Source organism: Pseudoalteromonas sp. MMG022, assembly GCF_021654245.1.
Classification (GTDB): Bacteria; Pseudomonadota; Gammaproteobacteria; order Enterobacterales; family Alteromonadaceae; genus Pseudoalteromonas; species Pseudoalteromonas amylolytica.
This window is the reverse complement of record NZ_JAKFZQ010000007.1, coordinates 37,295-61,308: the sequence shown is the minus strand read 5'-3', so window position 1 is coordinate 61,308 and position 24,014 is coordinate 37,295. Positions and strand designations below refer to the sequence as shown.

Here is a 24,014-nt window from a genome sequence, read left to right as displayed (position 1 = left end):
AAAACGACAACTTGTCATACGATCTGTTCGTGGCAATAAAATCAATACGCTTGTTAGTGTATGAGAGGAGTTACTCTGTTTCTATATCGACAATTAGGTCACTAGTTATTGACTCTAGCGCATTAATTACACTGTCTTTATTCATGCCGACAGGTAGCGTTACGGTTGCAAAGGCACTGAATATTGGTACGCCCCAATTAGGGGCACTTTGCTGCCTTGAATTTAAATGCGTAATGTTGGCGCCTTTATGGCGGATCACAGTTGCTAGTTCCTGTACAATTCCTGGGCGGTCATTGCCTGTGATCACTAAATTAATGGTTTCAGGTAATTCTTGCTCTCGTATTACATCACCGCTTTCCATTCTTACGTCTAATCCTGGCAAAGCAGCCAAACCATCACGAAGTTCTTGTAAGTGTTCTTCGGCAACTTCAACTTGAACTATCCCTGCAAATTGTCCTGCCAAGTGGCTGAGATTACTGGTGAGCCAGTTGCCGTGATGTGCAAGCACGGCTGAAGATATTTCTTCAACTAGACCGGGTCGGTCTTTTCCAATTATTGTTAAAACTAACTGCTTCATAATGCGTGTCTCTTATTATTTTTGCCATGAATAACTACATAGCGGTGGAAAAAAGCGGCTTCGATATGTGAGGGATGATCCTTATACATAGCCTCAATGGTAGATTCCGCGTTCTAAGATTAGTTCACCAATTTATGATGTCCAATCCAATTCCCCTTTGGTTTGTAAAGAAATGAAAACAATCCCTTTTATGCTATGTTAGCAATAATTTAGTCACAAATTGTACCCGATATTATAATATTCCACTGAGCACGGTGTAACATAACTGTCATCTTGATGAAATATAATGCCCGCCAACTTTAAAATGAAAGGGTGTTTTGATGTCTTCAAATCCGCAGCAACCGTCTTTTAGAACGGATAGAAGCCGTCTATTCAAAGATCGGTTTGCACAGTTTGGTATATCAGCTGGTGGAGTGATGGTATTGATCGCATTGTTGCTGATCTTCTTCTATTTACTCTATGTTGTTCAGCCTATATTTGAGTCCGCAAAAGTAGAGAAGCGTGTTGATGTGACGTTGAGTAGCGCACAACAATATGTGGGCATTGGTATTGAGGAGCAAACTGAGATTGCGTACTTGCTTAGTCGTACAGGACATGTCGACTTTTATCAGGTAAAGGGACAGCAAGCGGGCGGGTTAATTGAGCGCTTATCCGTAAATTTAGATGGCCAAGTAACCAGTGCAGCAAAAAGTGCCCCTTTTTTAGGCCAGTATGCTTATGGACTGGACAATGGTCAGGTTCAGTTAGTAAAACCTTCGTTTTTAGTTACTTTTCCTGGTAACGAACGCGTGATTTCACCACGCTTAAGCTACCCTCTAGATGGCAAACAATTGCTTGTTGATGAGCAGGAAAAAGCAATTAAACGTTTTGCTTTTAGCCATTATGAAGATAAAACCGCTGTGATTGCTCTCACTGCAGATAAACGCCTTATCTTTGCCTCATTCGTGGCAGAAGAAAATATGTTTAGTGGTGAAGTCGAGTGGGTGGTTGAGCGTACTGAGTTAGAAATTGATGGCCGTATAGATGAACTATTGATCACCCCTGATACAACTCGTACTTTCGTTCGTTCAGCCAATCAAGTCTATATTTTTGATACTCGTTACCCAAGCGATGTTGAACAAATACAAGTTTTGGCAGCAAATGAAGAGAATGCTAATTTAGTAGGTACATCTCTGCTAGCGGGTGCTAACTCTCTTATGTTAGCAAATGACAACGGTGAGGTGTCACAATGGTTTGAAGTGAACTCTGATACAGGACGTAAATTTCAAAAAATCAGAGCATTTGAAACCAGCAAAAATAGTGATGTTGATATCTACAGCGAGTATTACCGACGCACATTCTTTACGACAAACAACAGCGGTGACTTAGGCCTTTATTACACCACAAGTGAAGCACATTTATGGCAGGGTAAGGTCAGTGAAGGGGCAATTCAATCATTTGCCGTTTCTCCACGCTCCAATGCGGTGCTGATCGTTGCAGATGACAAACTGTCAGTGTTTGATGTACATAACGAGCACCCTGAAGTTACTTGGTCGGCATTGTGGCAAGAAGTTTGGTACGAAGGCTACCCAGAGCCAGATTATATTTGGCAATCAACATCAGCATCAGACGATTTTGAATCGAAGTTTTCTTTAGTGCCAATTTCTTTTGGTACGATTAAAGCGGCCATGTATGCCATGTTATTTGCTGTACCTATTGCGCTTTCAGCGGCCGTATATACAGCCTACTTTATGTCTAGTGAGCTGCGTCGCGTGGTAAAGCCTACGGTAGAGATAATGGAAGCGTTGCCAACCGTAATTCTCGGATTTTTAGCTGGCCTTTGGTTGGCTCCGCTGATAGAAACTCATCTCCCAGCTATTGTCGCCTTGTTACTGTTGCTACCTGCGGCAATGATAGGCACGGCCTTCTTGTGGACTAAGTTACCAGAAAAGATTCAACATGTTATACCGGAAGGCTGGCACTCAATCCTGCTGATCCCAGTGGTGTTAATTGTCGGCTGGGTGTCGTTTGCAATTAGCGGCAGCGTAGAAGATTGGATGTTCGATGGTAATGTGCGTCAATATTTGACCAATGAATTGGGCCTAACCTTTGACCAACGAAACTCATTGGTGGTTGGTATCGCTATGGGTTTTGCCGTAATACCGACTATTTTCTCTATCGCTGAAGACGCTGTTTTCAGTGTCCCTAAACACTTATCAAATGGTTCGTTAGCGCTTGGTGCAACTCAATGGCAGACACTGGTTAGAGTGGTACTACTAACAGCAAGTCCAGGCATTTTCTCTGCGGTTATGATGGGGTTAGGACGTGCGGTGGGCGAGACCATGATCGTATTGATGGCCACCGGTAATACGCCAATTATGGATTGGAGTATTTTCCAAGGAATGCGTACGTTGGCTGCGAATATCGCGGTTGAAATGCCTGAGTCAGAAGTTGGCAGTTCACACTATCGTATTCTGTTCCTTGCGGCATTTGTATTATTTATTTTCACCTTTGTATTTAACACGGTTGCTGAGTTTGTCCGTCAGCAGCTTCGTGAAAAATATAGCTCGATGTAATAGTTGGAGTTCATGACATGGTAAAACAGTGGTTTAAGTCAGGGTCTCCGTGGATCTGGATGACAGGTGGTGCAGTAAGTATTAGCTTGATTTCGGTGCTCGGCCTATTGGCAATGATAGCTTGGAAAGGTTTAAGCTTTTTCTGGCCATCTCAGGTTGTAGAGATGCATTTAGATGGCTCTGTTGCGAAACAAGTCGTCATAGGTGAGATTTACGATCGTGAGCAAGTGCCTAAATCTCGACTAGAGGCAGCAGGTTATGATTTATCAGCTTACGACCAAGAGTTTATCGAACGCTTGTTGATTAAAACGGGTAACCGTGAATACGTTGAGTTGGATTTCCGTTGGGTGCTTTCAACGGATATACAGCAGCAATCAACACCTGCAAATCTCGCGGTATTTGAGCGTAGCAAAAATGGTAACTTCTATGGTTATGTAGAACAGGTGATTGAAGATGGCAAAGTGGTTGAAAACAATGCCATTGAGCGCTTGTATGAGCTTGTTGAGCGCGCAGTAGAGCTCAATGACGAAGCGCTAGATCTACAAAATGGCGATATTGGCCATATTAACTATGAACTTGAGCGTATGCGCTTAAAAGAAAAGGGCTACGTACTTGATAATGCGTTAACTGATGAACGAATGGCTGAACTACAGACACGTCGAGCACAGTTACGTGAAGAGTATAAGGTATTAGAAGAACGTTTATTTGAATTACGCAAGCAGGCGAAACGTGATCAGGTAATTGTTCGAGACATGCGTGGTGAACTCGTTACCTTACCTTTATATCAAGTGCTTGATGTTTGGTTCCCGAATAATATGAGTTATTTTGCCAAGGTTGGTCACTATATTTCACAAATTGGAAAATTCATCAGCGATGACCCGCGTGAAGCTAATACCGAAGGTGGGGTGTTCCCAGCGATATTTGGTACGGTATTTATGGTTATGTTGATGGCTGTGATCGTGACACCATTTGGAGTGGTAGCTGCAATCTACTTACACGAATATGCCGCAAAAAATGCGGTGACAAAAATGATCCGCATCGCGGTAATTAATTTGGCTGGTGTTCCTTCGATTGTATACGGTGTATTTGGTCTGGGCTTTTTCGTCTACATGTTAGGAGGCTCAATTGACCAATTATTTTATCCAGAAGCCGCACCTAGCCCTGTGTTTGGTACACCTGGGGTAATTTGGTCTGCATTAACATTAGCTATTTTGACCTTGCCTGTGGTTATTGTTTCAACCGAAGAAGGCTTATCGCGCATTCCAAGCACGGTGCGTCATGGTTCACTAGCACTCGGTGCTACTAAGGCTGAAACGCTATGGCGTATCGTCGTGCCAATGGCAAGCCCTGCGATTATGACCGGACTGATTTTGGCCGTTGCGCGGGCTGCAGGTGAAGTCGCACCACTGATGTTGGTAGGGGTTGTGAAAATGGCACCGACACTGCCGTTGGATGGAAACTTCCCATATATTCATTTAGATCGTAAGTTTATGCACTTAGGCTTCCATATTTATGATGTAGGTTTCCAAAGTCCGAATGTCGAAGCCGCACGACCGTTAGTATATGCAACAGCATTTTTGTTAGTGACGGTGATCATCGCCCTAAACATCACAGCAATTGGCATTCGCAACCACTTGCGTGAAAAATTTAGATCACTTGAACATTAATAGTAAAGATTTTAAGTAGGTAAAAGTAATGATTACAGTAGCTCCAGAAGTTAATCAGGCCAATGGCCAAAAAAAGCTCGATCTTGCAAATTTGACACCAGAGCAAACGTCTCTGCAAATCAAAGACCTAGATCTTTACTATGGTGATAAGCAAGCGCTGAGCAAGGTCAACATGTTGATCCCAAAAGGTCAGGTGACTGCGTTTATCGGTCCATCAGGCTGTGGTAAATCAACCTTGTTACGTTGTATCAACCGTATGAATGACTTAGTTGATAGTTGTCGTATCGAAGGCGAAATTATTTTGCAAGGGCAAAACATTTACGACAAACGTGTAGATGTTGCGGCGTTACGTCGTAATGTAGGCATGGTGTTTCAGCGTCCAAACCCGTTTCCTAAATCAATATACGAAAACGTTGTTTATGGGTTACGCTTACAGGGGATCAAAGATAAGCGTAAGCTAGATGAAGTAGTTGAAAAGTCTTTACGTGGTGCCGCGTTGTGGGATGAAGTTAAAGATCGTCTACACGACAGTGCATTTGGGTTATCGGGTGGTCAGCAACAGCGTTTGGTTATTGCACGTTCTATTGCAATTGAGCCAGAAGTACTACTGCTGGATGAGCCAACCTCAGCATTGGACCCTATTTCTACTTTGGTTATCGAAGAATTAATAAACGATCTTAAGAATAAATACACAGTGGTGATTGTTACGCATAACATGCAACAGGCTGCTCGTGTTTCGGATCAGACCGCGTTCATGTACATGGGTGAGCTGATTGAATATGCAGATACTAACACGCTATTCACGACCCCATCGAAGAAGAAAACCGAAGACTACATTACAGGTCGTTACGGTTAAGCGGCTGACATAGGGGAAAAATATGGAACACAATCTAAATAAACATATCTCTGGTCGCTTCAATGAAGAACTAGAAAATGTACGCAACCATGTGCTGAGCATGGGGGGCTTGGTAGAGCAACAGCTGAATTTAGCGCTTGATGCAGTCAATGATTGCGATGCCGAAAAAGCCCGCAAAGTCAGTGAAAATGACTACAAAGTCAACGCAATGGAAGTGAATATTGATGAAGAGTGTACGCGTATCATTGCTAAGCGTCAGCCTGCAGCGAGTGATTTGCGTCTGGTGGTTGCGATAGCAAAAACCATTGCAGACCTTGAGCGTATTGGCGATGAAGCGGAGCGTATCGCTCGCGTAGCATTAGACTCATTTACAAAGGATCAGCAAGATTTATTGGTAAATATTGAGAACATGGGTCGTCAAGTATCGAAAATGCTTCATGATGTTCTTGATGCATTTGCAAGAATGGACGCTCAACGTGCCTTTGAAGTACACAAAGAAGATGCCAAAGTAGATAGAGAATACGAAGCGTTAACACGTCAAATTATGACTTACATGATGGAAGACCCTCGCTCGATTCCAAAAATCATGGATTTAATTTGGTCTGTTCGCTCTTTAGAGCGCATTGGTGATCGTTGCCAAAACATCGCAGAATATGTCATTTATTTTGTTAATGGCAAAGATATTCGCCATACATCTCAAGAAGATATAGAAAAATCTCTATAACTCACATCATCCAAGCTGAGCTTAACTTTAGTCGTTAAGCTCAGCTTAATTTATCTTACCGATAAAAATCGTTCACAATGACGCTCAATGCTGTAAAATTACATACCGCAAAGCATATAAATATGATTTAAGGGTCAGTTATGCCTACAAATGCGTTTTTAGGGGTTTTTGCAAAATCACCTATTAAACCAATCGAAGAACACATCAAAATTGTTCACAAAGCAAGTAAAGCTTTAGTGCCGTTTTTTGATCATGTTTTTAAAGGGGAATGGACCGAAGCCGAAGCGCTACGTGTACAAATCCGCAATTATGAGCGCGAAGCAGATAAACTAAAACGAGAAGTTCGTTTACAGTTGCCTCGTGGTTTATTCATGCCTGTAGAACGTACCGATCTACTTGAGCTAATTACCCATCAAGACAAAATAGCGAATAAAGCGAAAGACATCGCAGGTCGTGTTGTTGGTCGCGAAATGGTAATTCCAGAAGAAATTCAAACAGAATTCCTAGCTTACTTAAAACGTTGTGTTGATGCGACAAAGCAAGCCTCTAAAGCCATTAATGAACTTGATGAACTATTAGAAACAGGCTTCCGTGGCCGTGAAGTAACTTTGGTAGAAAACATGTTGGTCGAATTGGATGCGATCGAGCAAGATACGGATGAAATGCAAATAAGAATCCGCCAAGAGTTACGCGCTGTTGAAGGGGAGTTAAACCCTGTTGATGTGATGTTCTTGTACAAGATCATCGAATGGGTGGGTGAACTTGCCGATATCGCTGAACGCGTTGGTTCTCGCTTAGAGCTGATGCTCGCACGTTAATTCAAATTACGAAGTTTACAAAGTAAGGTTTTACAATGGATATCATTGCATCCTACGGTACCATGCTGGTGCTTATTGCAGCAGCAGTTGGTTTCTTTATGGCTTATGGCATTGGCGCAAATGACGTTGCTAATGCGATGGGTACATCGGTTGGTTCAAAAGCACTAACCATTAAACAAGCAATCTTAATTGCTATGATCTTTGAATTTGCTGGCGCGTATCTAGCGGGCGGTGAAGTAACGTCAACCATTCGTAAAGGGATCATTGACGCAGCTCCATTTGTGGATATTCCTGAATTAATGGTTTTAGGAATGATCTCGGCATTATTTGCGGCGGGCGCTTGGTTACTATTGGCCTCAGTGTTAGGGTGGCCGGTATCAACAACACACTCAATCATTGGTGCAATCATTGGCTTTGCCTTAGTTGCAGTAGGCACAGAGGCGATTCAATGGGGTAAAGTGGCTGGGATTGTAGGTAGTTGGGTTGTGACGCCTGCGATATCGGGTTTCATAGCGTACCTGATCTTCATGAGCGCGCAAAAACTGATTTTTGATACCTCAGCACCATTGCAAAACGCGAAACGCTACGTACCTATCTATATGGGTCTTGCGGGTTTTGTGATGTCACTAGTGACCATCAAAAAGGGTCTGAAGCACGTTGGTATTAACCTTGGCACAGTTGAAGGCTACGCACTAGCGATTGGTATTGCTGTGTTGGTAGGTATCATAGGCAAGATTGCTATCGCACGTTTGAAGATGGACCCTAAAGCTGACAAGCAAATGCAGTTCAACAACGTTGAGAAAGTATTTGCGGTGCTTATGGTACTAACAGCTTGTTGTATGGCTTTTGCACATGGTTCAAATGACGTAGCAAACGCGATTGGTCCTCTTGCTGCGGTTGTGAACATCGTAGAAAATGACGGTGTGATGGCGAAGAAAGCCGCACTTGCTTGGTGGATTTTACCACTAGGTGGCCTAGGTATTGTTGCAGGTCTAGCTATTCTAGGTAAGAAAGTAATTAAAACTATCGGTGAAGGTATTACACACCTAACGCCAAGCCGCGGTTTTGCTGCTGAACTTGCAGCTGCATCAACAGTGGTAATTGCATCAGGTACTGGTTTGCCAATTTCGACAACTCAAACACTGGTAGGTGCCGTGTTGGGTGTGGGTATGGCACGTGGTATCGCTGCATTAAACATGGGTGTGATCAGAAACATTGTAGTTTCTTGGGTGATCACATTGCCAGTTGGTGCTGCTCTTGCTATTGTTATATTCTACATTCTAAGAACCGCGTTCGGCGTGTAGCTTAGAAAGACAGACTTTTAGCTTGAAAAGATCTCAGCACTTAAGTGCTGGGGTCTTTTTATTTATGGGCATCTAAAGAAGGTTTTACTCGTTGTACATCAGGGTTATACTGACATCATTGTATACCTTAATAAAACTTGTCCATAGTGAATAACCTGCCCAGTATTAAGCAACTCCAATATCTTATTGCTGTACATCAGCATCAGCACTTTGGCCGTGCGGCCGAGGCCTGTTTTATTGGTCAATCCACACTAAGTAGTGCCATTCAAACCTTAGAAGAAACCCTAGGTTGTCAGTTAATTGAGCGTGAGAATCGCAGCTTGATGTTTACTGATATTGGTGAGGAAGTGGTTACACGTGCAAAGAAGATCATTGCCGATACCATGAGCGTCAAGGAGCTTACCAAAAGTTACAAGCACCCGCTTAGTGGTAAGTTAACTTTGGGGGTTATTCCTACAGTCGCCAGTTTTATCGCAGCGCCGCTTTATCAATTCTGTAAACAACATTTTGAGCAACTACAACTGGTACTTGTGGAGGATACAAGTGATAGGTTGCTGGATAAGCTGGAACATGGACACATTGATATGGCGATGCTAGCACTACCTTATCGTACGGAACGTTTTCATACGCAGGTGCTTGCTAAAGACCATTTTTCATTGGTCCACCACAAAGACTACCATATTGCAGATAATGTAACTGATTTTAACCTGTTGCCAGAGCAGAGTGTTTTTCTACTCGAACGGGAACATTGTATGACAGGTCATGCGCTGAGTGCTTGCCATCTAAACCGTAGCGATTGTATTAACCCTTTTGAGGCTGCTAATTTGCATACTTTGTTGAGCATGGTTGAATATCAAAATGGTGTGACATTTTTACCCCAAATGGCGATAAATGCTGGGATCTTAAATGGCAAGCCAATGGTGGCACGCGATACTCTGGGTGATGCATACCGTGAAATTGGTTTATTGTGGCGCAAAACGACAGGAAGAATTAGAGACTTTCGTCTGTTTAGTGAGCAAGTTTCTGAGTTCGTCAATGTACAATGTGTACAGTCGAAAAGCTAAAAAATCAGGGCGCATCGCGCCCACAATATGTTAGGAAGGTTCAAATTTACTGGCTGAGCTAAGGTCGGGTAAAAACAGTAGATAGACCCAAACAACCAAGTTAAAGTAGGGGACCAAGCCCAATATAGTAAAAACTTTACTTGGGTAGCCCTTTAATCGTGCATTTCGATAGCACTGAATTGCTACCAATATGTTGATAATAAACAAAAAAATCATTAACTGGCTCATAATTACACTCCTAGACGTCCATAAGGTGATGTAGCTCAATCCTTTGAATGTCCAGTTAAAGTGGTAAAATCAATAACTTAGCTGGACAGCACCATGTAAAGTAATTATAGATGAGTTTATAGGAAGAAAAAGTCGACTTTTGTATATATTTGTTATCGGATTGTTTTGCTAGCTAAAATAGTTGGGATAGCTACTTTTAATTTTTCAATTGGCATAGGCTTGGCAATATAGAAGCCTTGTGCGTAATCAACACCAATCTCCTTTAGTGCTTTAAATATTTCGTAATTTTCAACGTACTCTGCTACCGAACGCTTATCTAGCGAATGGCTGATGTCATGCACCGCTTTGACCAGTGCTAAATCAATAGGGTCATTGAGCATGTCTCTAACGAATGAACCATCGATTTTTACATGTTGTGCAGGTAGTTGTTTTAAATAACTAAATGTGCTGAATCCAGTACCAAAGTCATCAATAGAAAAATGACAGCCTAGTTGATTGAGCTTTGCGATCATGGCCTGAGTTGCGGTTAGGTTTTTGATACTTGCAGACTCAGTTATTTCAAAAATGATACGTTCGGCGGCAACCTGATGCTCAACTAAGCAGGTTTGAATATGCGGCAGTAAACGTTCGTCTAAAAACGACTGAGCGGATAAGTTAATCGCCACTTGGTTTAACTCTGGGTGTTGCGCAACAGAAGCAATCGCGTGCTTAATGACACATTGGTCCATTAGGAAGGTGTCATTGAGCAGCTCCAAAGCGGGAATAAACTGGTTTGGATAAATCAGCTCGCCTTTGACGACTAATCGCAGTAGAGCTTCAAAGTAAGCAATCTTGTTGTTTTTAAAGTCCCATATCGGTTGGTAGTGCAATTCAATTAGATTATTTTGCAAGGCTTCACGAACGCTATGCCCCCATTCTAATCCTGATTGTAAGGTACTGCTTTTGGCATCTTCTTTACTGTAACAATGCACTAAATTTCGGCCTAGACTCTTGGCCACATATAAAGCAATATCCGCTTGCTTGAGACACTCGTTAGCATCATGGTTGTCGATAGTGATTTGCGTCAACCCGATAGAGCAGCTAATCGAGTAACTGTTTTCTTCCGAATGAAACTTATGCTTTTCTATTGCCATACATATCCCTTCGGCTGCTAAATGCGCATCCAGTAGATTCGTATTGCTTAAAATGATCGCGAATTCATCGCCACCAATTCGGAATATCAAGTGCTCATCACTGATGTTTTCGCCAAATAACTGTGATACTTCTTTGAGAACGATATCACCTTGTTGATGCCCCTTGCTGTCATTTATGATTTTAAAATGATCTAAATCGATATATAGCAACGCATGCTCAATTTTGCGGTTTGACGCAACAGATGAGCATATATGTTGTAACTGTTGGTCAAAGTAATATCGATTGTGCAGCCCCGTTAGGGTATCGTGTAGTGCTAAATGCCTAAGTTGTAGCTCAGCTTGTTTGCGCTCATGAATGTTATCTAAGGTCGCTGTGATCGTAGCTCTGCTGGTACTGTTTTTAATTAATTGGAATCGGCATTCTACCCATATGTGCCTTTGCTTTTGGTGGCAAATCTGTAGTTCGATTTTTGCTTGATGCTGTGAGCCTGTTATGATTTTTCCAAGGACCTTTTCCAATGCATGCTGATATTCTTCGGTGACAAATTCACATAACGACTTATTGAGACTGCTTTTGATACCATGGCCTGAGAGTGTTTCCCACGCAGGATTGATAAAGCGGATTAACCCCTCTTGGTCAAGTTCCATAACAACGGTATTCAGGTGTAGCAGGATCCGTTGGTGCGCTGAAAATAGCTCTTTATAGCTTTGTTCGCTGCGGCTTAATTGTGATACCTTCTCTTCAAATTCGGCATAGCTCACCATGAAATCTTCGCGTCGCGCAGCGTGATCACACACTTTACTCAAAATAGATATATCGTAAGGTTCACGAACAAAGTCAGTCACTCCAAGCAACAGGAGTTGTTCAGCGTAGTCAGCATCACGACTATCAATAATCGTTACAATTGCTTGATTGGGGTTGTGCTTTAAAATATGTGTCACCAGCTCCTTGGCTGCGGGGGCACGAGTCGCTGTGGCATCTAGTAAAATAATGGCGAAGCTGCTTTGCCTGAACAGTGATAGCGCATCTTGCGTTGTATTAACATGTGTACAGGCAAAATTAAGCGCCAAATGTTCGCATATTTCCTCGGCGCGTTGTTGCTTTGGCTCCATAAGCAACAAGTTTAAACGGCTGCTTTTTTCTAAGTGAGTAGATAGCACATTGGCCAACACTTGGGGCAATGCTGCATGTCGCTCAAAAGGTAATACAGCATCTATGCTATAACTACGTGCAGTTGTTTCTGCAATACGCTCGCAGTATATCGGAGGAATGAGCACAATCGGGGTGTTTTTAGGTGTATTGAGCAGCCCAGAACGCACCATACGTGAAAAGCGCCAGCCGTCAATTTTCCCTACATCTAGTCCAGAAATTACCACATCAACCGCTTGTTTTTTCAAAAATTGCAGCGCATTTTGACTGTCCTCACATTCGATAAAAGTGAAGACATCTAATTTCTGTAGTGTATTTTTTATTGTGTTTCGCTCTTGCTCACTTGAGTTTACAATCAATAAATTTAATTGTCTGGCCACGATTAACGCCTTAACTCCACGTATTTATTCAACAACAAGCGACACCTCTGAACTGCTTTATATAATAAGTTGCTGTTTTTAAAATTAAAAAATATTAGCGTTAGTTTTTTTACCAAGCTGGTAGTTTTAGTTTCTTTAGGCTAACCGCAACCACGCTAGGTTAATGCTATTTGTGCAAGGTTACAAGCACTTGATTTACCCCATTAGGATCACTAGACTTGGCGCCTATTTTCTTACATGAGATGTTGTCATGCGCGTAGCTGATTTTAGTTTTGAACTTCCCGATGAATTAATTGCTCGTCACCCCAAAAAAGAACGTTCAAGTAGTCGTTTATTGGCGCTCGATGGGGATAGCGGCGAAATTTCACATAAGGTCTTTACTGATATTTTGGAGATGCTGCAACCCAATGACATCATGATCTTCAATAATACTAAAGTTATCCCCGCACGTATGTTTGGACAAAAGTCTACGGGCGGAAAAGTTGAGGTATTAGTGGAGCGAGTACTTGATGAACATAGAGTGCTGGCACATATTCGCTCAAGTAAGTCACCAAAGGCGGGTGCAACGCTTATCTTAGAAGACAAAGCCGAAGCAACTATGTTGGGGCGTCAAGGCGAATTGTTCGAGCTAGAGTTTCATGCAGAGCAAGGTGTATTGAGCATTTTGGAAGAAATTGGTCATATGCCTTTGCCGCCATACATTGACAGACCCGACGAAGAAGAAGACAAGCAACGCTACCAAACTGTATACAATGAGAAGCCAGGCGCTGTTGCTGCGCCAACGGCCGGTCTACATTTTGATGAAAAGCTATTACAACAGATCAAAGACAAAGGTGTAGAAACCGCATTTATCACGCTACATGTTGGCGCAGGTACTTTTCAGCCTGTGAGAGTTGATTCGGTTGATGAGCATGTGATGCACTCTGAATACATTGAGGTGCCAGAATCGGTTGTTGAAGCAATTGCAGCAGCGAAGGCTAAAGGTGGTCGAGTCATTGCAGTTGGAACCACATCAGTGCGTTCTTTAGAGTCTGCCGCCAAAGTGCATGGTGGAGAACTACAAGCGTTTACTGGAGACACGGATATTTTTATCTATCCAGGGTATGAGTTCAAAGTTGTGGATGCCATGGTGACAAACTTTCACCTACCTGAGTCCACCTTGATTATGTTGGTCAGTGCCTTTGCCGGTCAAACCCATATTATGAATGCATACCACCAAGCGATTGAGCAGCGTTATCGCTTTTTCAGTTATGGTGATGCGATGTTTTTAACGAAACAAACTCGTTCATAAACAAAGCCCAGCATTAGCTGGGTTTTTTGTCTCTATTCACTGGGTTTTATTGGGCGTGTACTTTAAAACACAAATTTTGACCCAATAATTAGAATTGCTTTGTCAAACAAGGTAGAATTGGGCGGTTTTTTTCACCTGTTTGCTAACCTAACTTGCTGTTAGCAACTATTAACAGTTGGACTGTTTTTCCGACTTTGAGGTAACAATGAAATTTGAATTAGATCGTACCGATGGTAAAGCCCGTCGTGGTCGCTTGATTTTTGAAAGAGGTGTTGTTGAGACGCCTGCATTTATGCCTGTGGGAACCTATGGCACGGTAAAAGGCATGACACCCGATGAGTTAAAGGGCACTGGTGCACAAATTTGCTTGGGTAACACTTTCCATCTGATGCTGCGTCCTGGCACTGAGATCATCAAACAACACGGTGATCTACATGATTTTATGAATTGGGATAAGCCTATTTTAACTGACTCTGGCGGTTTTCAGGTATTCAGTCTTGGCGCGATGCGTAAAATCACAGAAGAAGGAGTGCTGTTTAAGTCTCCAGTAAACGGTGAAAAAATCATGCTATCACCAGAGAAGGCAATGCAGGTTCAGTGCGATTTGGGGTCAGATATCGTGATGATTTTTGACGAATGTACGCCTTATCCTGCAACTGAAAAAGAAGCTCGAGATTCAATGGAGTTGTCACTTCGCTGGGCTAAGCGTTCCAAAGAAGGTCATGGCGATAATCCTGCAGCGTTATTCGGGATCATCCAAGGTGGTATGTACCCAGAGTTACGTGCAGAATCGCAAAAAGGCCTCGAAGAAATAGGCTTTGACGGTTATGCATTAGGCGGCCTTTCTGTGGGCGAGCCAAAAGAAGACATGATCCGTATTCTTGACCATTGCGCTTATAAAATGCCAGAAGACAAGCCTCGTTATTTGATGGGTGTTGGTAAACCTGAAGACTTGGTTGAGGCTGTTCGTCGTGGTATTGATATGTTTGACTGCGTAATGCCAACACGTAATGCACGAAATGGCCATTTGTTTATTACCGGTGGAGTGGTTAAAATCCGTAACGCTGTCCATAAAACAGATACGGGTCCGCTGGATCCTGAATGTGATTGTCATACGTGCGAAAATTATTCTCGAGCCTATTTACATCACTTAGACAAGTGTAATGAAATTTTAGGTGCACGACTCAACACAATCCATAATCTACGTTATTATCAGCGTGTTATGGAAGGGCTGCGTAATGCTATCAGTGAAGGTCAGTTAGACGCTTTTGTACAAGATTTTTATGCTCGCCGCGGACAAGAAGTACCGCCGTTGGCCGAAACAAAATAGAATTGAATATAAAATTTAAAGAGGAAGTGTTATGAGTTTGTTTATCTCTAGTGCGCATGCAAGTACAGCCGGTGCTGCACCAGCAGGTGGTGGCATGGAAATGCTGATTATGCTGGGTATTTTTGGTTTGGTATTTTATTTCTTAATTTACCGTCCACAAGCCAAGCGAGTGAAAGAGCACAAAAATCTAATGGGTGCATTGGCCAAGGGTGATGAAGTACTTACTCAAGGTGGTCTGGTTGGTAAAATTACCAAGGTTGCCGATGACAAAGACTTTGTGGTTATCGCTTTGAACGATCAAGCTGAAGTGACAGTACAGAAATCAGCGATATCTGCAGTACTACCAAAAGGTACGATGAAGTCGTTATAAGAAAATAAGAATAAAAATAAAGGGATAGTCCAGTGTTAAATAAGTATCCAATGTGGAAATACTTGCTGGTACTTGCTGTGTTGGCGGTAGGTATTTTATATGCCTCGCCTAACTTGTATGGCCGAGACCCGGCCATACAAGTATCTGGCACTAAGGGTGCCAGTGCCGACCTCAGCGTACTTGATCAAGTTAACAACACACTTGCTCAGAACGACATCACAGTAAAGTCATCAGTGCTTGAAAATGGCCAAGTGCTTGTACGTTTTAAAAACGTTGAGCAGCAGCTTAAAGCTCAAGACTTGCTACGTGGCTCGTTAAGTGAAGATTACATCTCAGCAATCAATATGAGCCCAGCGCAGCCAGAGTGGTTAAAGAACTTGGGTGGTAACCCAATGAAGCTAGGTCTGGATTTGAGCGGTGGGGTGCACTTTACCATGGAAGTAGACATGGTAACGGCGCTTGATAATGCGTTAGAAACCATGGAACAAGACTTCAAGAGCGATTTACGTGGTGAGAAGTTACGTTATCGTTCAGTGCGTCGTGTTGCTGGCAGCGAACGTCTGCAAGTGATTATGCGTAATGATGAGGACAAAGATGCGGCGGAGCGTTTCTTAACCAGTCGCTACCCACTATACAATTTTGTGGATGACAGTAGTAATGATCTTGCGTTTTATGTGAGTCTAAGTGACCAAAAGCTTAAAGAAATTCGTGATTACGCAATCAAGCAAAACGAAACGATTATTCGTAACCGTATCAACCAACTCGGTGTAGCAGAACCAAATGTTCAGCGTCAGGGGGCAGAGCGTATAATTGTTCAGCTTCCGGGTGTACAGGACACAGCGCGTGCCAAAGAGATTTTAGGTGCGACAGCAACGCTGGAATTCCGCGAAGTGGATGAAAATGCGGATGTACGTTCAGCCGCTGCGGGTCGTATACCGCCAGGTACTGAGGTAATCAATCACAAAGATGGCTATCCAGTCGTTTTGAAAAAGCGTGTGATCTTAGAAGGTAGTCATATCACAGGTGCACAATCTGGTATGGATGAATATCAGCGCCCGCAAGTGAGTATTAACCTTGATAGTAAAGGTGGCGCAAAAATGAATGCGTTCACTAAGCGTGCTATTGGTAAACGTATGGCAACGGTATTTATCGAATACAAGCCATCAGGTAAAAAAGACGCCAATGGTAAAGCGCTACCGCCTATCAAAGTTGAAGAAGTTATTAACGTGGCAACCATTCAAGCCCGCCTCAATAACTCATTCCGTATCACTGGCATTGATAACCCAGCAGAAGCACACAACTTAAGTCTATTGCTACGCGCAGGTGCGTTGGTTGCGCCAATTCAAATTGTTGAAGAGCGTACAGTTGGCCCAAGCTTAGGTCAGGAAAACATTGAAGCAGGTATGACCGCTGTGGTGTTAGGTTTTGCGTTTGTACTGGCATTTATGTTGATTTATTACAAAGGCTTTGGTCTGGTAGCAAACCTTGCACTAGCAGCTAACTTGGTATTAATCGTTGGGGTGATGTCAATGATCCCTGGTGCGACGCTAACATTGCCAGGTATTGCGGGTATTGTATTAACAGTAGGTATGGCAGTTGATGCTAACGTACTGATCTTTGAGCGTATTCGTGAGGAGCTTTTGGATGGACGCAGCCCACAGCAAGCGGTTCACCATGGTTATGATAGCGCCTTTAGTACGATTTTTGATGCCAATATCACCACGCTAATTGCAGCGATTATCCTGTTCTCAGTGGGCACCGGTCCGATTGCAGGTTTCGCCGTAACGCTCGCAATTGGTATTATCACTTCTATGTTTACAGCCATTGTTGGTACCCGAGCGGTGATCAACCTATGCATTGGCGGTAAGCGTATAGATAAGCTTTCAATCTAAGGAGACGGGTAATGCAATTATTAAAGTTAAAAGGCACTATCCGCTTCATGTCAGCACGCAAGTTGTCGATGGCACTGTCTGCGTTTTTGATAGTAGCGTCGATTGCTTCTATGGCAATTAGAGGGTTGAATTTTGGTCTAGATTTTACTGGTGGTACGGCCGTTGAAGTGGGTTTTTCACAACCGGCTGATCTGAACAAGATTCGCGATGTGTTAGCTGAGAACGGATTTTCGGATGCTTCCGTGCAGTTGTTTGGTACGAGTAAAGAAGTGTTGGTTCGTCTAGCACCACGTGGTGATGATGTTAAAGCAGAGGTGATTGGCAATCAGTTGATCACGGCGCTTAAGCAAGCGGACAGCAGCGTTGAAATGCGCCGTATTGAATTCGTGGGCCCAAGCGTGGGTGAAGACCTAAAAGAGCAGGGCGGGTTGGCCATGCTTACAGCGCTGATCTGTATCTTAATCTACGTAGCATTTCGCTTTGAATGGCGCTTTGCTATAGGTGCTGTAGCTGCCTTGTTCCACGATGTGATCTTAACTATGGGTCTGTTTTCAATACTTAACTTAGAATTTGACTTAACCATATTAGCGGCAATTTTGGCGGTAATAGGGTACTCGTTGAATGATACTATCGTGGTATCTGACCGCATTCGTGAGAACTTTAGAAAGGTGCGTATCGATGATACTCTAGAGATCATCAATATCTCTCTAACTCAAACACTTAACCGTACTTTAGTGACTTCAATTACCACTATTTTGGTATTGATTGCACTGTTTGTATGGGGTGGCCAGACTATTCACGGTTTTGCGACAGCCCTGTTGTTTGGTGTTTTTATTGGTACTTATTCTTCAGTTTATGTTGCCAGCTCGGTTGCTGTGGCAATGGGCGTGAGCAAAGAAGATTTAATACCAGTAGAAGTAGAAAAAGAAGGCGCTGATCTCGACGCAATGCCTTAACCTCTTTGGGTGAAAAAAGCCGCTTCAAGCGGCTTTTTTTATGAGTAGAAGCGAGGGTATTTTATGTATAAAAAGATAATTGTCTTGTTGTTGTGCGCTTTAGCTTTTGGTTGTGGTGAGCAGAAACTCAATACGGTTGAGCGAGATAGCACATCACAACAGTTACACACTTTTATGGATTTGCTGAGTGCATTTGAGCAGCAGGCTCAGCAGCTATTGACGTCATTACAAATAGGTTCAGATGTGAGTGTTATCAAAGCTCACAGCGATACACTAAGCTTTCAAGCACAAACAATCTTGGCTTTATTTGTTGAGCAACAACCGCAATGTAGTGACTATGTTGCGAGGCTCTTGCCCCTGTCAAACTCACTGCAATCTTTGCCGTATGAATCGATACGCTCACAATTGAAGCAAAATGAACAGTTGTCGCAATTTGAGTCAGCGATTTGCTATCACGTGAAAGACTTATTGATGCAGCCTATCATGCTATCAGCATGGGCCAATGAGGAAGGGTTAAAGGAAGCAGAATACCAGTTGGCCAGCGAGAGTATAGTAGAATTGATTGCGCATTTATCTCTCGTACAAACCATTACCATGGAACAGGCACACTCACCAGATTACAGTTAGTGAGTGTGCATTAAAGTTACCTATATAGTGGATTCCAAGCGCAGGTCTTGTAACCATTCTTTTCAAAGTAGAAGTTCCAACAATTAGTGTCGTAATTGCTATTACCAACATCAATACGGTAACCGCTGATATACCAATTATGCAATGAAATGAAACGGCCATTGCTCAGCAATGAGAAATGTACGTGTGGACCTGTTGAGCTGCCACCTTGACATAGTGCCTGATTGCGATTGCTCGCATATCTACCCAGCCAAGCTCCGGGGGAGATCACATCACCAGTTTGATACTGAAGGTTGTCCATGTGATAGTACTGTGTTGCATAGCCACTGGAGTGAGTAACTCGTATATTACATGATGAATAGCGGGTTACTGTGCCGCCGTGAGAGGCTTGTACCCAAGGCGTGTTACTGCCCCAACCACCTGAGCCGTTGTTAAAGTCGAGCGAAGAATACGGATACCCTGACCCCGTGTTTGAATGTGCCCCACCACTGTACCATGCATAGCCAGATGGCCAAGGTAACTGCATGCTGAATGCTGCTTGAGCCTGAAAATTAGATGGTTTGGCCGTTTTGACTTGCGAGTCAGCGTGCAACTGGAGTGAGTCACCGTCAAACAGTTGGTTATATTGAGCAATGATCTTAGACACGCCGTTTGGTTGTTTTTGCAACAAGCTGATAAGTGCAACGGTAGCCGCATTGGTTGAAGGTGCATCTTGTACATTGAGTTTTTCACTTAGCTCAAGGTATGCGTAATAGCGCTTACTCAGCATCAGTGCAATGTCTTCAATTTGGCTGTTAAACCCAGTGCGAGAAGAAAGCGTTGCAAAGGGGGCGTTTAGGTTTTGCTTGGTGGGTGCACTGACCACCTGGCTTTGTTGTTCCATCAGGGCTATTAACAGTTTAGGGTTAATACTACTGTAACCAGCCCAATGCAGGATAACCTCTTTTTTGTCTGCGAGATGAGGTGCATAGCTGAGAAAAAAGCTATCCCAATCGTAACTTTGTAGCGTGTTATTAAATAAGAAACTTTGCTCATCGATGAGTTGAATTGAGTATGTTGGAAGTGCAGCAAGTTCTGGTCCGCTGAAGCTAAAGTCATTTACATGACTGTCTTGTCCTTGCGCCACAACAGTGCCTGAGGCACTCAGAGCACTCAATAATAGTAAAGTTGATGTATTTTTCATGTTGTATCCCTTTTGTTCAATTGCTTTTTAACAATACTGTAATTGTATATTATTTGTAAATAAATTGTTTTATTTTTGAGCTGTTGCTTGTTTGGTTTTTGTGCTGAATTGTTTACAGATACCGTGGTCTAGTTTTCTTGATTGTTGCATCAGTGGCTAATGGCGCGGAATAAAGGACAGGAATGAGTATGCTGGATAAAACACGCATACGAATTAACTAACTATATAGTACAAAAGGTATTTCTATAAATGGCAATAATTTATCTATCGTGACCAGAAGTTCATATATGACGAAAAAATTCATTGATAGTGTCGCAAAGTCTACTACAGGTCTAACAAGGTAGTTGAACTATATAAAAATAGGGCTTTAAGCGTGTTGTTTAAGGCTCTAACGGGCATATTATTTGTAACTAAACGAGTTGCTCTTCTTCTAGCAATCAATCACTTCCGAGAATTTATTTGAAAAACGGACAAAACTTGCCAATTGTTTATTTATTGTCTAATTGTTTAAGAGTCGTGTAGTTGACTTGCGATTCATTTCGCATGGTTAGACAGTCATCCAAATAATAATAATGGTTATTCATCGTTTGGCCTAGGCGGCAAATGGATAACGCAGGAGACGTCAAATGAGCAAATACCTATCGTTAGTGAGTGCTTTATTGCTTGCTAATCCGTTAGTCACCTATGGCAATAGCGCATTTAATATGCGTGAGGGTGTTACTGATATCAGCCAGAATGTTTATCAGCTCCATATGACCATATTCTTGATCTGCTGTGCGATCGGGGTGGTTGTATTTGCTGTGATGTTTTGGGCGATGATACATCACCGTAAGTCAAAAGGGGCGCAACCCGCACAGTTCCATGAGAGCACAAAAGTAGAGATTCTTTGGACTGCGATTCCTTTTCTAATTCTTGTTGTAATGGCGATTCCGGCAACAAAAACACTGATAGCGATGGAAGATGTCAGTAAAGCGGATTTGACCATTAAAGTGACTGGTTCACAATGGAAGTGGCACTATGAATATATGGGCCATGACGTTGATTTTTATTCTATTTTGTCCACGCCAATGGAACAAATCAATGACCAAGAAGCGAAAACCGAAAACTATCTATTAGAGGTAGATAAACCTCTCATCATTCCCACAGATAGAAAAGTACGATTTTTAATGACCTCTGACGATGTCATTCACTCTTGGTGGGTGCCTGATTTTGCTGTCAAAAAAGACGCTAATCCTGGGTTTATCAATGAAGCTTGGACGCGAGTGAATGAGGCTGGTATATATCGCGGGCAATGCGCCGAATTATGCGGTAAAGATCACGGTTTTATGCCCGTTGTAGTCGATGCTCGCCCCCCCGAAGAATTTGATAGTTGGCTCCAACAAGCGAAGCAACAAAAGTTAGATGAAGCTGCAGCAAGTGCGGCATTGTTGGATCAAACTCTTAGTAAAGAAGAGTTGATGGAAACGGGTGAAAAAGTGTACATGGCGTATTGTGCTGCTTGTCACCAACCAACAGGCATGGGGCTTCCCGGTGTATTCCCTAAACTTAAGGACAGCCCAATCGTAATGGGTGATGTTAAAGATCATATCGACATCATTTTGCATGGTAAACCAGGCTCGGCAATGCAGGCATTTGCCAAGCAGCTATCAATTAAAGAAATTGCGGGTGTTGTCACCTTTAAGCGTAACAGCTGGGGGAACGATTTAGATCAGGTAATACAACCTAGCGAAGTACAAGCGCGCATAGATGCGAATAAGGAGGCCAGCCAATGAGTACGGTAGCAGAGTCACATAACAGCCATCACGAACATCATGGCGCAAAGGGTATAAAGCGCTGGTTATACACAACAAACCACAAAGATATCGGCACGCTGTATTTAATTTTTTCACTGACCATGTTTCTGATTGGTGGGGCTATGGCGATGGTGATCCGCGCTGAACTTTTTCAGCCAGGTTTGCAGTTAGTTGACCCACATTTCTTTAACCAAATGACGACTGTACATGGCTTAATCATGGTTTTTGGTGCGGTGATGCCAGCCTTTACGGGACTTGCAAACTGGATGGTACCGATGATGATTGGCGCACCAGATATGGCGCTACCTAGAATGAACAACTGGAGCTTTTGGATACTGCCATTTGCGTTCGCGATTCTATTGTTATCATTATTCATGGAAGGTGGTGGTCCTGCGTTTGGGTGGACTTTCTATGCGCCGTTATCTACGACTTATAGTAATGATAATACCGCCCTGTTTGTGTTCGCGGTGCACATTATGGGTATAAGTTCCATCATGGGGGCTATCAATGTCATCGTCACCATAGTGAATCTGAGAGCACCAGGGATGACGTGGATGAAATTACCATTGTTTGTTTGGACGTGGTTAATCACCGCATTCTTGCTGATTGCTGTGATGCCGGTACTTGCAGGTGCAGTGACGATGGTACTGACCGACAAATATTTTGGTACTAGCTTCTTCGATGCGGCAGGTGGTGGTGATCCCGTGATGTTCCAGCATATATTTTGGTTCTTTGGACACCCAGAAGTATACATCATGATATTACCTGCATTTGGTATCATTTCGACCATAATACCTACCTTTTCGCGTAAGAAGCTATTTGGTTACGCTTCAATGGTGTATGCCACTTCCTCCATTGCGCTATTATCTTTCATCGTGTGGGCGCATCACATGTTCACCACAGGGATGCCACTGGCAGGCGAATTATTCTTTATGTACGCCACAATGCTAATTTCGGTGCCGACGGGTGTGAAGGTATTTAACTGGGTTGCGACGATGTGGCGCGGATCAATTAGCTTTGAAGTACCGATGCTATTTGCTATTGCCTTTATCGTGTTATTTACCCTAGGAGGCTTTTCGGGACTGATGTTGGCTATCACCCCGGCTGATTTCCAATATCATGACACATATTTCGTGGTGGCACACTTTCACTACGTGTTAGTTACTGGTGCTATCTTCTCCATTATGGCTGCAGCGTACTACTGGCTCCCCAAGTGGACAGGTCATATGTATAACATCACGCTGGCAAAGTGGCACTTCTGGTTATCTCTGGTGAGTGTCAATGTGTTGTTCTTCCCTATGCACTTTGTGGGTTTGGCTGGTATGCCGAGACGGATCCCTGATTACGCGCTGCAATTTGCGGATTTTAACGCGATTATCAGTATTGGTGGCTTTGCCTTTGGTTTATCACAACTATTATTTGTGCTGGTGGTTTATAAGTGTGCAAAAGGTGGTGAGTCAGTGCCTGATAAAGTTTGGGATGGGGCAGAGGGTCTAGAGTGGGAAGTACCATCACCTGCACCTTACCACACGTTTTCAACACCGCCAGAGGTGAAGTAATGGCACAAAGTGGCTTGTTAAAAAAATTGACACTGGTGGTCATTGGCATGTTTGCCTTTGCATTCGCCTTAGTGCCTTTATACGACGTGTTTTGTGATGTAACAGGACTCAACGGCAAGCCATCACTTGAAGTCGCCAATGCAAGTCAGAATGTGGTTAGCAACAGAAGCGTCGATGTGAGCTTTACAACACATAGCCAGCAAAGCGCGCCGTTTGAGGTCAAATCTCATCAGTACAGCGTTAACGTCAAGCCAGGAGAAATGGCTGAGGTTAAATTTAGTGCAAAGAATATGAGTTCTCAAGCACGCGTTATGCAGGCTGTACCTTCAGTAAGCCCCGGAAAGGCAGCCAAATACTTACATAAAATGGCTTGCTTTTGTTTCGATCAGCAAGCATTTGAGGCGAATCAGGAAGTTGAATTTACGTTAGTGTTTTACGTTGATACAGAGCTTCCAGAAGAAATTAAAGAGCTTACCCTGTCGTATACCGTATTTGATATTAGCGAATCCACCGCTCATACCACGGTAGAGGCTAAGCATCAGGCAGGTTAGGAGATC

Annotated in this window: 20 protein-coding genes; 16 read left to right on the top strand and 4 right to left on the bottom strand. The window is 43.1% G+C overall.

Going from position 1 to position 24,014, the window contains the following annotated elements; all coding sequences use genetic code 11:
* Positions 1-70: 70 nt before the first annotated feature.
* Complete coding sequence (locus tag L1070_RS08340) at positions 71-577, bottom strand: ACT domain-containing protein (RefSeq protein ID WP_237125208.1); 507 nt, start codon at positions 575-577, stop codon at positions 71-73.
* Between the two features lie 320 nt (positions 578-897).
* On the opposite strand from L1070_RS08340, the gene L1070_RS08335 reads away from it, so the two are divergent.
* The 7 genes from L1070_RS08335 (at position 898) to L1070_RS08305 (ending at position 9,565) form a co-directional block, all read left to right on the top strand.
* Complete coding sequence (locus tag L1070_RS08335) at positions 898-3,132, top strand: ABC transporter permease subunit (RefSeq protein WP_237125207.1); 2,235 nt, start codon at positions 898-900, stop codon at positions 3,130-3,132.
* A gap of 17 nt (positions 3,133-3,149) precedes the next feature.
* Positions 3,150-4,799: a phosphate ABC transporter permease PstA gene (gene pstA / locus L1070_RS08330; protein WP_237125206.1), complete on the top strand. Its 1,650-nt coding sequence runs from the start codon at positions 3,150-3,152 to the stop codon at positions 4,797-4,799.
* Between the two features lie 28 nt (positions 4,800-4,827).
* A complete protein-coding gene (gene pstB / locus L1070_RS08325; RefSeq protein ID WP_070986201.1) occupies positions 4,828-5,655 on the top strand; it encodes a phosphate ABC transporter ATP-binding protein PstB in 828 nt (275 codons plus the stop codon).
* Positions 5,656-5,677: 22 nt separating this feature from the next.
* Positions 5,678-6,379: a phosphate signaling complex protein PhoU gene (gene phoU / locus L1070_RS08320; RefSeq protein WP_070986200.1), complete on the top strand. Its 702-nt coding sequence runs from the start codon at positions 5,678-5,680 to the stop codon at positions 6,377-6,379.
* A gap of 140 nt (positions 6,380-6,519) precedes the next feature.
* Positions 6,520-7,197: a TIGR00153 family protein gene (locus L1070_RS08315; RefSeq protein ID WP_237125205.1), complete on the top strand. Its 678-nt coding sequence runs from the start codon at positions 6,520-6,522 to the stop codon at positions 7,195-7,197.
* A gap of 35 nt (positions 7,198-7,232) precedes the next feature.
* Positions 7,233-8,501, top strand: a complete 1,269-nt coding sequence (locus L1070_RS08310; RefSeq protein WP_070986198.1) for an inorganic phosphate transporter — start codon at positions 7,233-7,235, stop codon at positions 8,499-8,501.
* 146 nt (positions 8,502-8,647) lie between these two features.
* The gene (locus tag L1070_RS08305; protein ID WP_237125204.1) at positions 8,648-9,565 is read left to right on the top strand and encodes a LysR substrate-binding domain-containing protein; all 918 of its coding nucleotides are present in this window, start codon (positions 8,648-8,650) and stop codon (positions 9,563-9,565) included.
* A gap of 30 nt (positions 9,566-9,595) precedes the next feature.
* Here the strand turns inward: L1070_RS08305 and L1070_RS08300 are convergent, their stop codons facing one another.
* Both L1070_RS08300 and L1070_RS08295 read right to left on the bottom strand, forming a co-directional pair.
* A complete protein-coding gene (locus tag L1070_RS08300; protein WP_070986196.1) occupies positions 9,596-9,793 on the bottom strand; it encodes a hypothetical protein in 198 nt (65 codons plus the stop codon).
* Positions 9,794-9,945: 152 nt separating this feature from the next.
* Positions 9,946-12,456 carry an EAL domain-containing protein gene (locus L1070_RS08295; protein WP_237125203.1) on the bottom strand — a complete coding sequence of 837 codons (2,511 nt, stop codon included), beginning with the start codon at positions 12,454-12,456 and terminating at the stop codon, positions 9,946-9,948.
* A gap of 250 nt (positions 12,457-12,706) precedes the next feature.
* On the opposite strand from L1070_RS08295, the gene queA reads away from it, so the two are divergent.
* The 6 genes from queA to L1070_RS08265 all read left to right on the top strand — a co-directional run bounded on the left by queA (position 12,707) and on the right by L1070_RS08265 (position 18,922).
* Positions 12,707-13,747, top strand: coding sequence for a tRNA preQ1(34) S-adenosylmethionine ribosyltransferase-isomerase QueA (gene queA / locus L1070_RS08290; RefSeq protein ID WP_237125202.1), 1,041 nt, complete (start codon positions 12,707-12,709; stop codon positions 13,745-13,747).
* Between the two features lie 205 nt (positions 13,748-13,952).
* Positions 13,953-15,077 carry a tRNA guanosine(34) transglycosylase Tgt gene (gene tgt / locus L1070_RS08285; RefSeq protein ID WP_070986193.1) on the top strand — a complete coding sequence of 375 codons (1,125 nt, stop codon included), beginning with the start codon at positions 13,953-13,955 and terminating at the stop codon, positions 15,075-15,077.
* A 31-nt stretch (positions 15,078-15,108) separates the two neighbouring features.
* Positions 15,109-15,447, top strand: a complete 339-nt coding sequence (gene yajC, locus L1070_RS08280; RefSeq protein ID WP_237125201.1) for a preprotein translocase subunit YajC — start codon at positions 15,109-15,111, stop codon at positions 15,445-15,447.
* Between the two features lie 32 nt (positions 15,448-15,479).
* On the top strand, positions 15,480-17,339 hold the full coding sequence (gene secD / locus L1070_RS08275; protein ID WP_070986191.1) for a protein translocase subunit SecD: 1,860 nt from the start codon (positions 15,480-15,482) through the stop codon (positions 17,337-17,339).
* 11 nt (positions 17,340-17,350) lie between these two features.
* Complete coding sequence (secF, locus tag L1070_RS08270) at positions 17,351-18,295, top strand: protein translocase subunit SecF (RefSeq protein WP_070986190.1); 945 nt, start codon at positions 17,351-17,353, stop codon at positions 18,293-18,295.
* A 63-nt stretch (positions 18,296-18,358) separates the two neighbouring features.
* Complete coding sequence (locus tag L1070_RS08265) at positions 18,359-18,922, top strand: hypothetical protein (RefSeq protein ID WP_237125200.1); 564 nt, start codon at positions 18,359-18,361, stop codon at positions 18,920-18,922.
* A gap of 16 nt (positions 18,923-18,938) precedes the next feature.
* Here the strand turns inward: L1070_RS08265 and L1070_RS08260 are convergent, their stop codons facing one another.
* Complete coding sequence (locus L1070_RS08260; RefSeq protein WP_275423264.1) at positions 18,939-20,105, bottom strand: M23 family metallopeptidase; 1,167 nt, start codon at positions 20,103-20,105, stop codon at positions 18,939-18,941.
* A 626-nt stretch (positions 20,106-20,731) separates the two neighbouring features.
* Between L1070_RS08260 and coxB the strand changes: the two genes are divergently transcribed.
* Genes coxB through L1070_RS08245 form a run of 3 tightly spaced genes read left to right on the top strand, consistent with a single transcriptional unit; the run spans position 20,732 to position 24,008 of the window.
* Positions 20,732-21,877 carry a cytochrome c oxidase subunit II gene (gene coxB / locus L1070_RS08255; protein WP_237125199.1) on the top strand — a complete coding sequence of 382 codons (1,146 nt, stop codon included), beginning with the start codon at positions 20,732-20,734 and terminating at the stop codon, positions 21,875-21,877.
* Positions 21,874-23,457: a cytochrome c oxidase subunit I gene (gene ctaD / locus L1070_RS08250; RefSeq protein ID WP_070986186.1), complete on the top strand. Its 1,584-nt coding sequence runs from the start codon at positions 21,874-21,876 to the stop codon at positions 23,455-23,457. The genes coxB and ctaD overlap by 4 nt, the downstream gene beginning before the upstream one ends.
* Positions 23,457-24,008 (top strand): cytochrome c oxidase assembly protein, encoded by a 552-nt coding sequence (locus L1070_RS08245; RefSeq protein ID WP_237125198.1) that lies wholly within the window; start codon positions 23,457-23,459, stop codon positions 24,006-24,008. The genes ctaD and L1070_RS08245 overlap by 1 nt, the downstream gene beginning before the upstream one ends.
* Positions 24,009-24,014 lie beyond the last annotated feature (6 nt).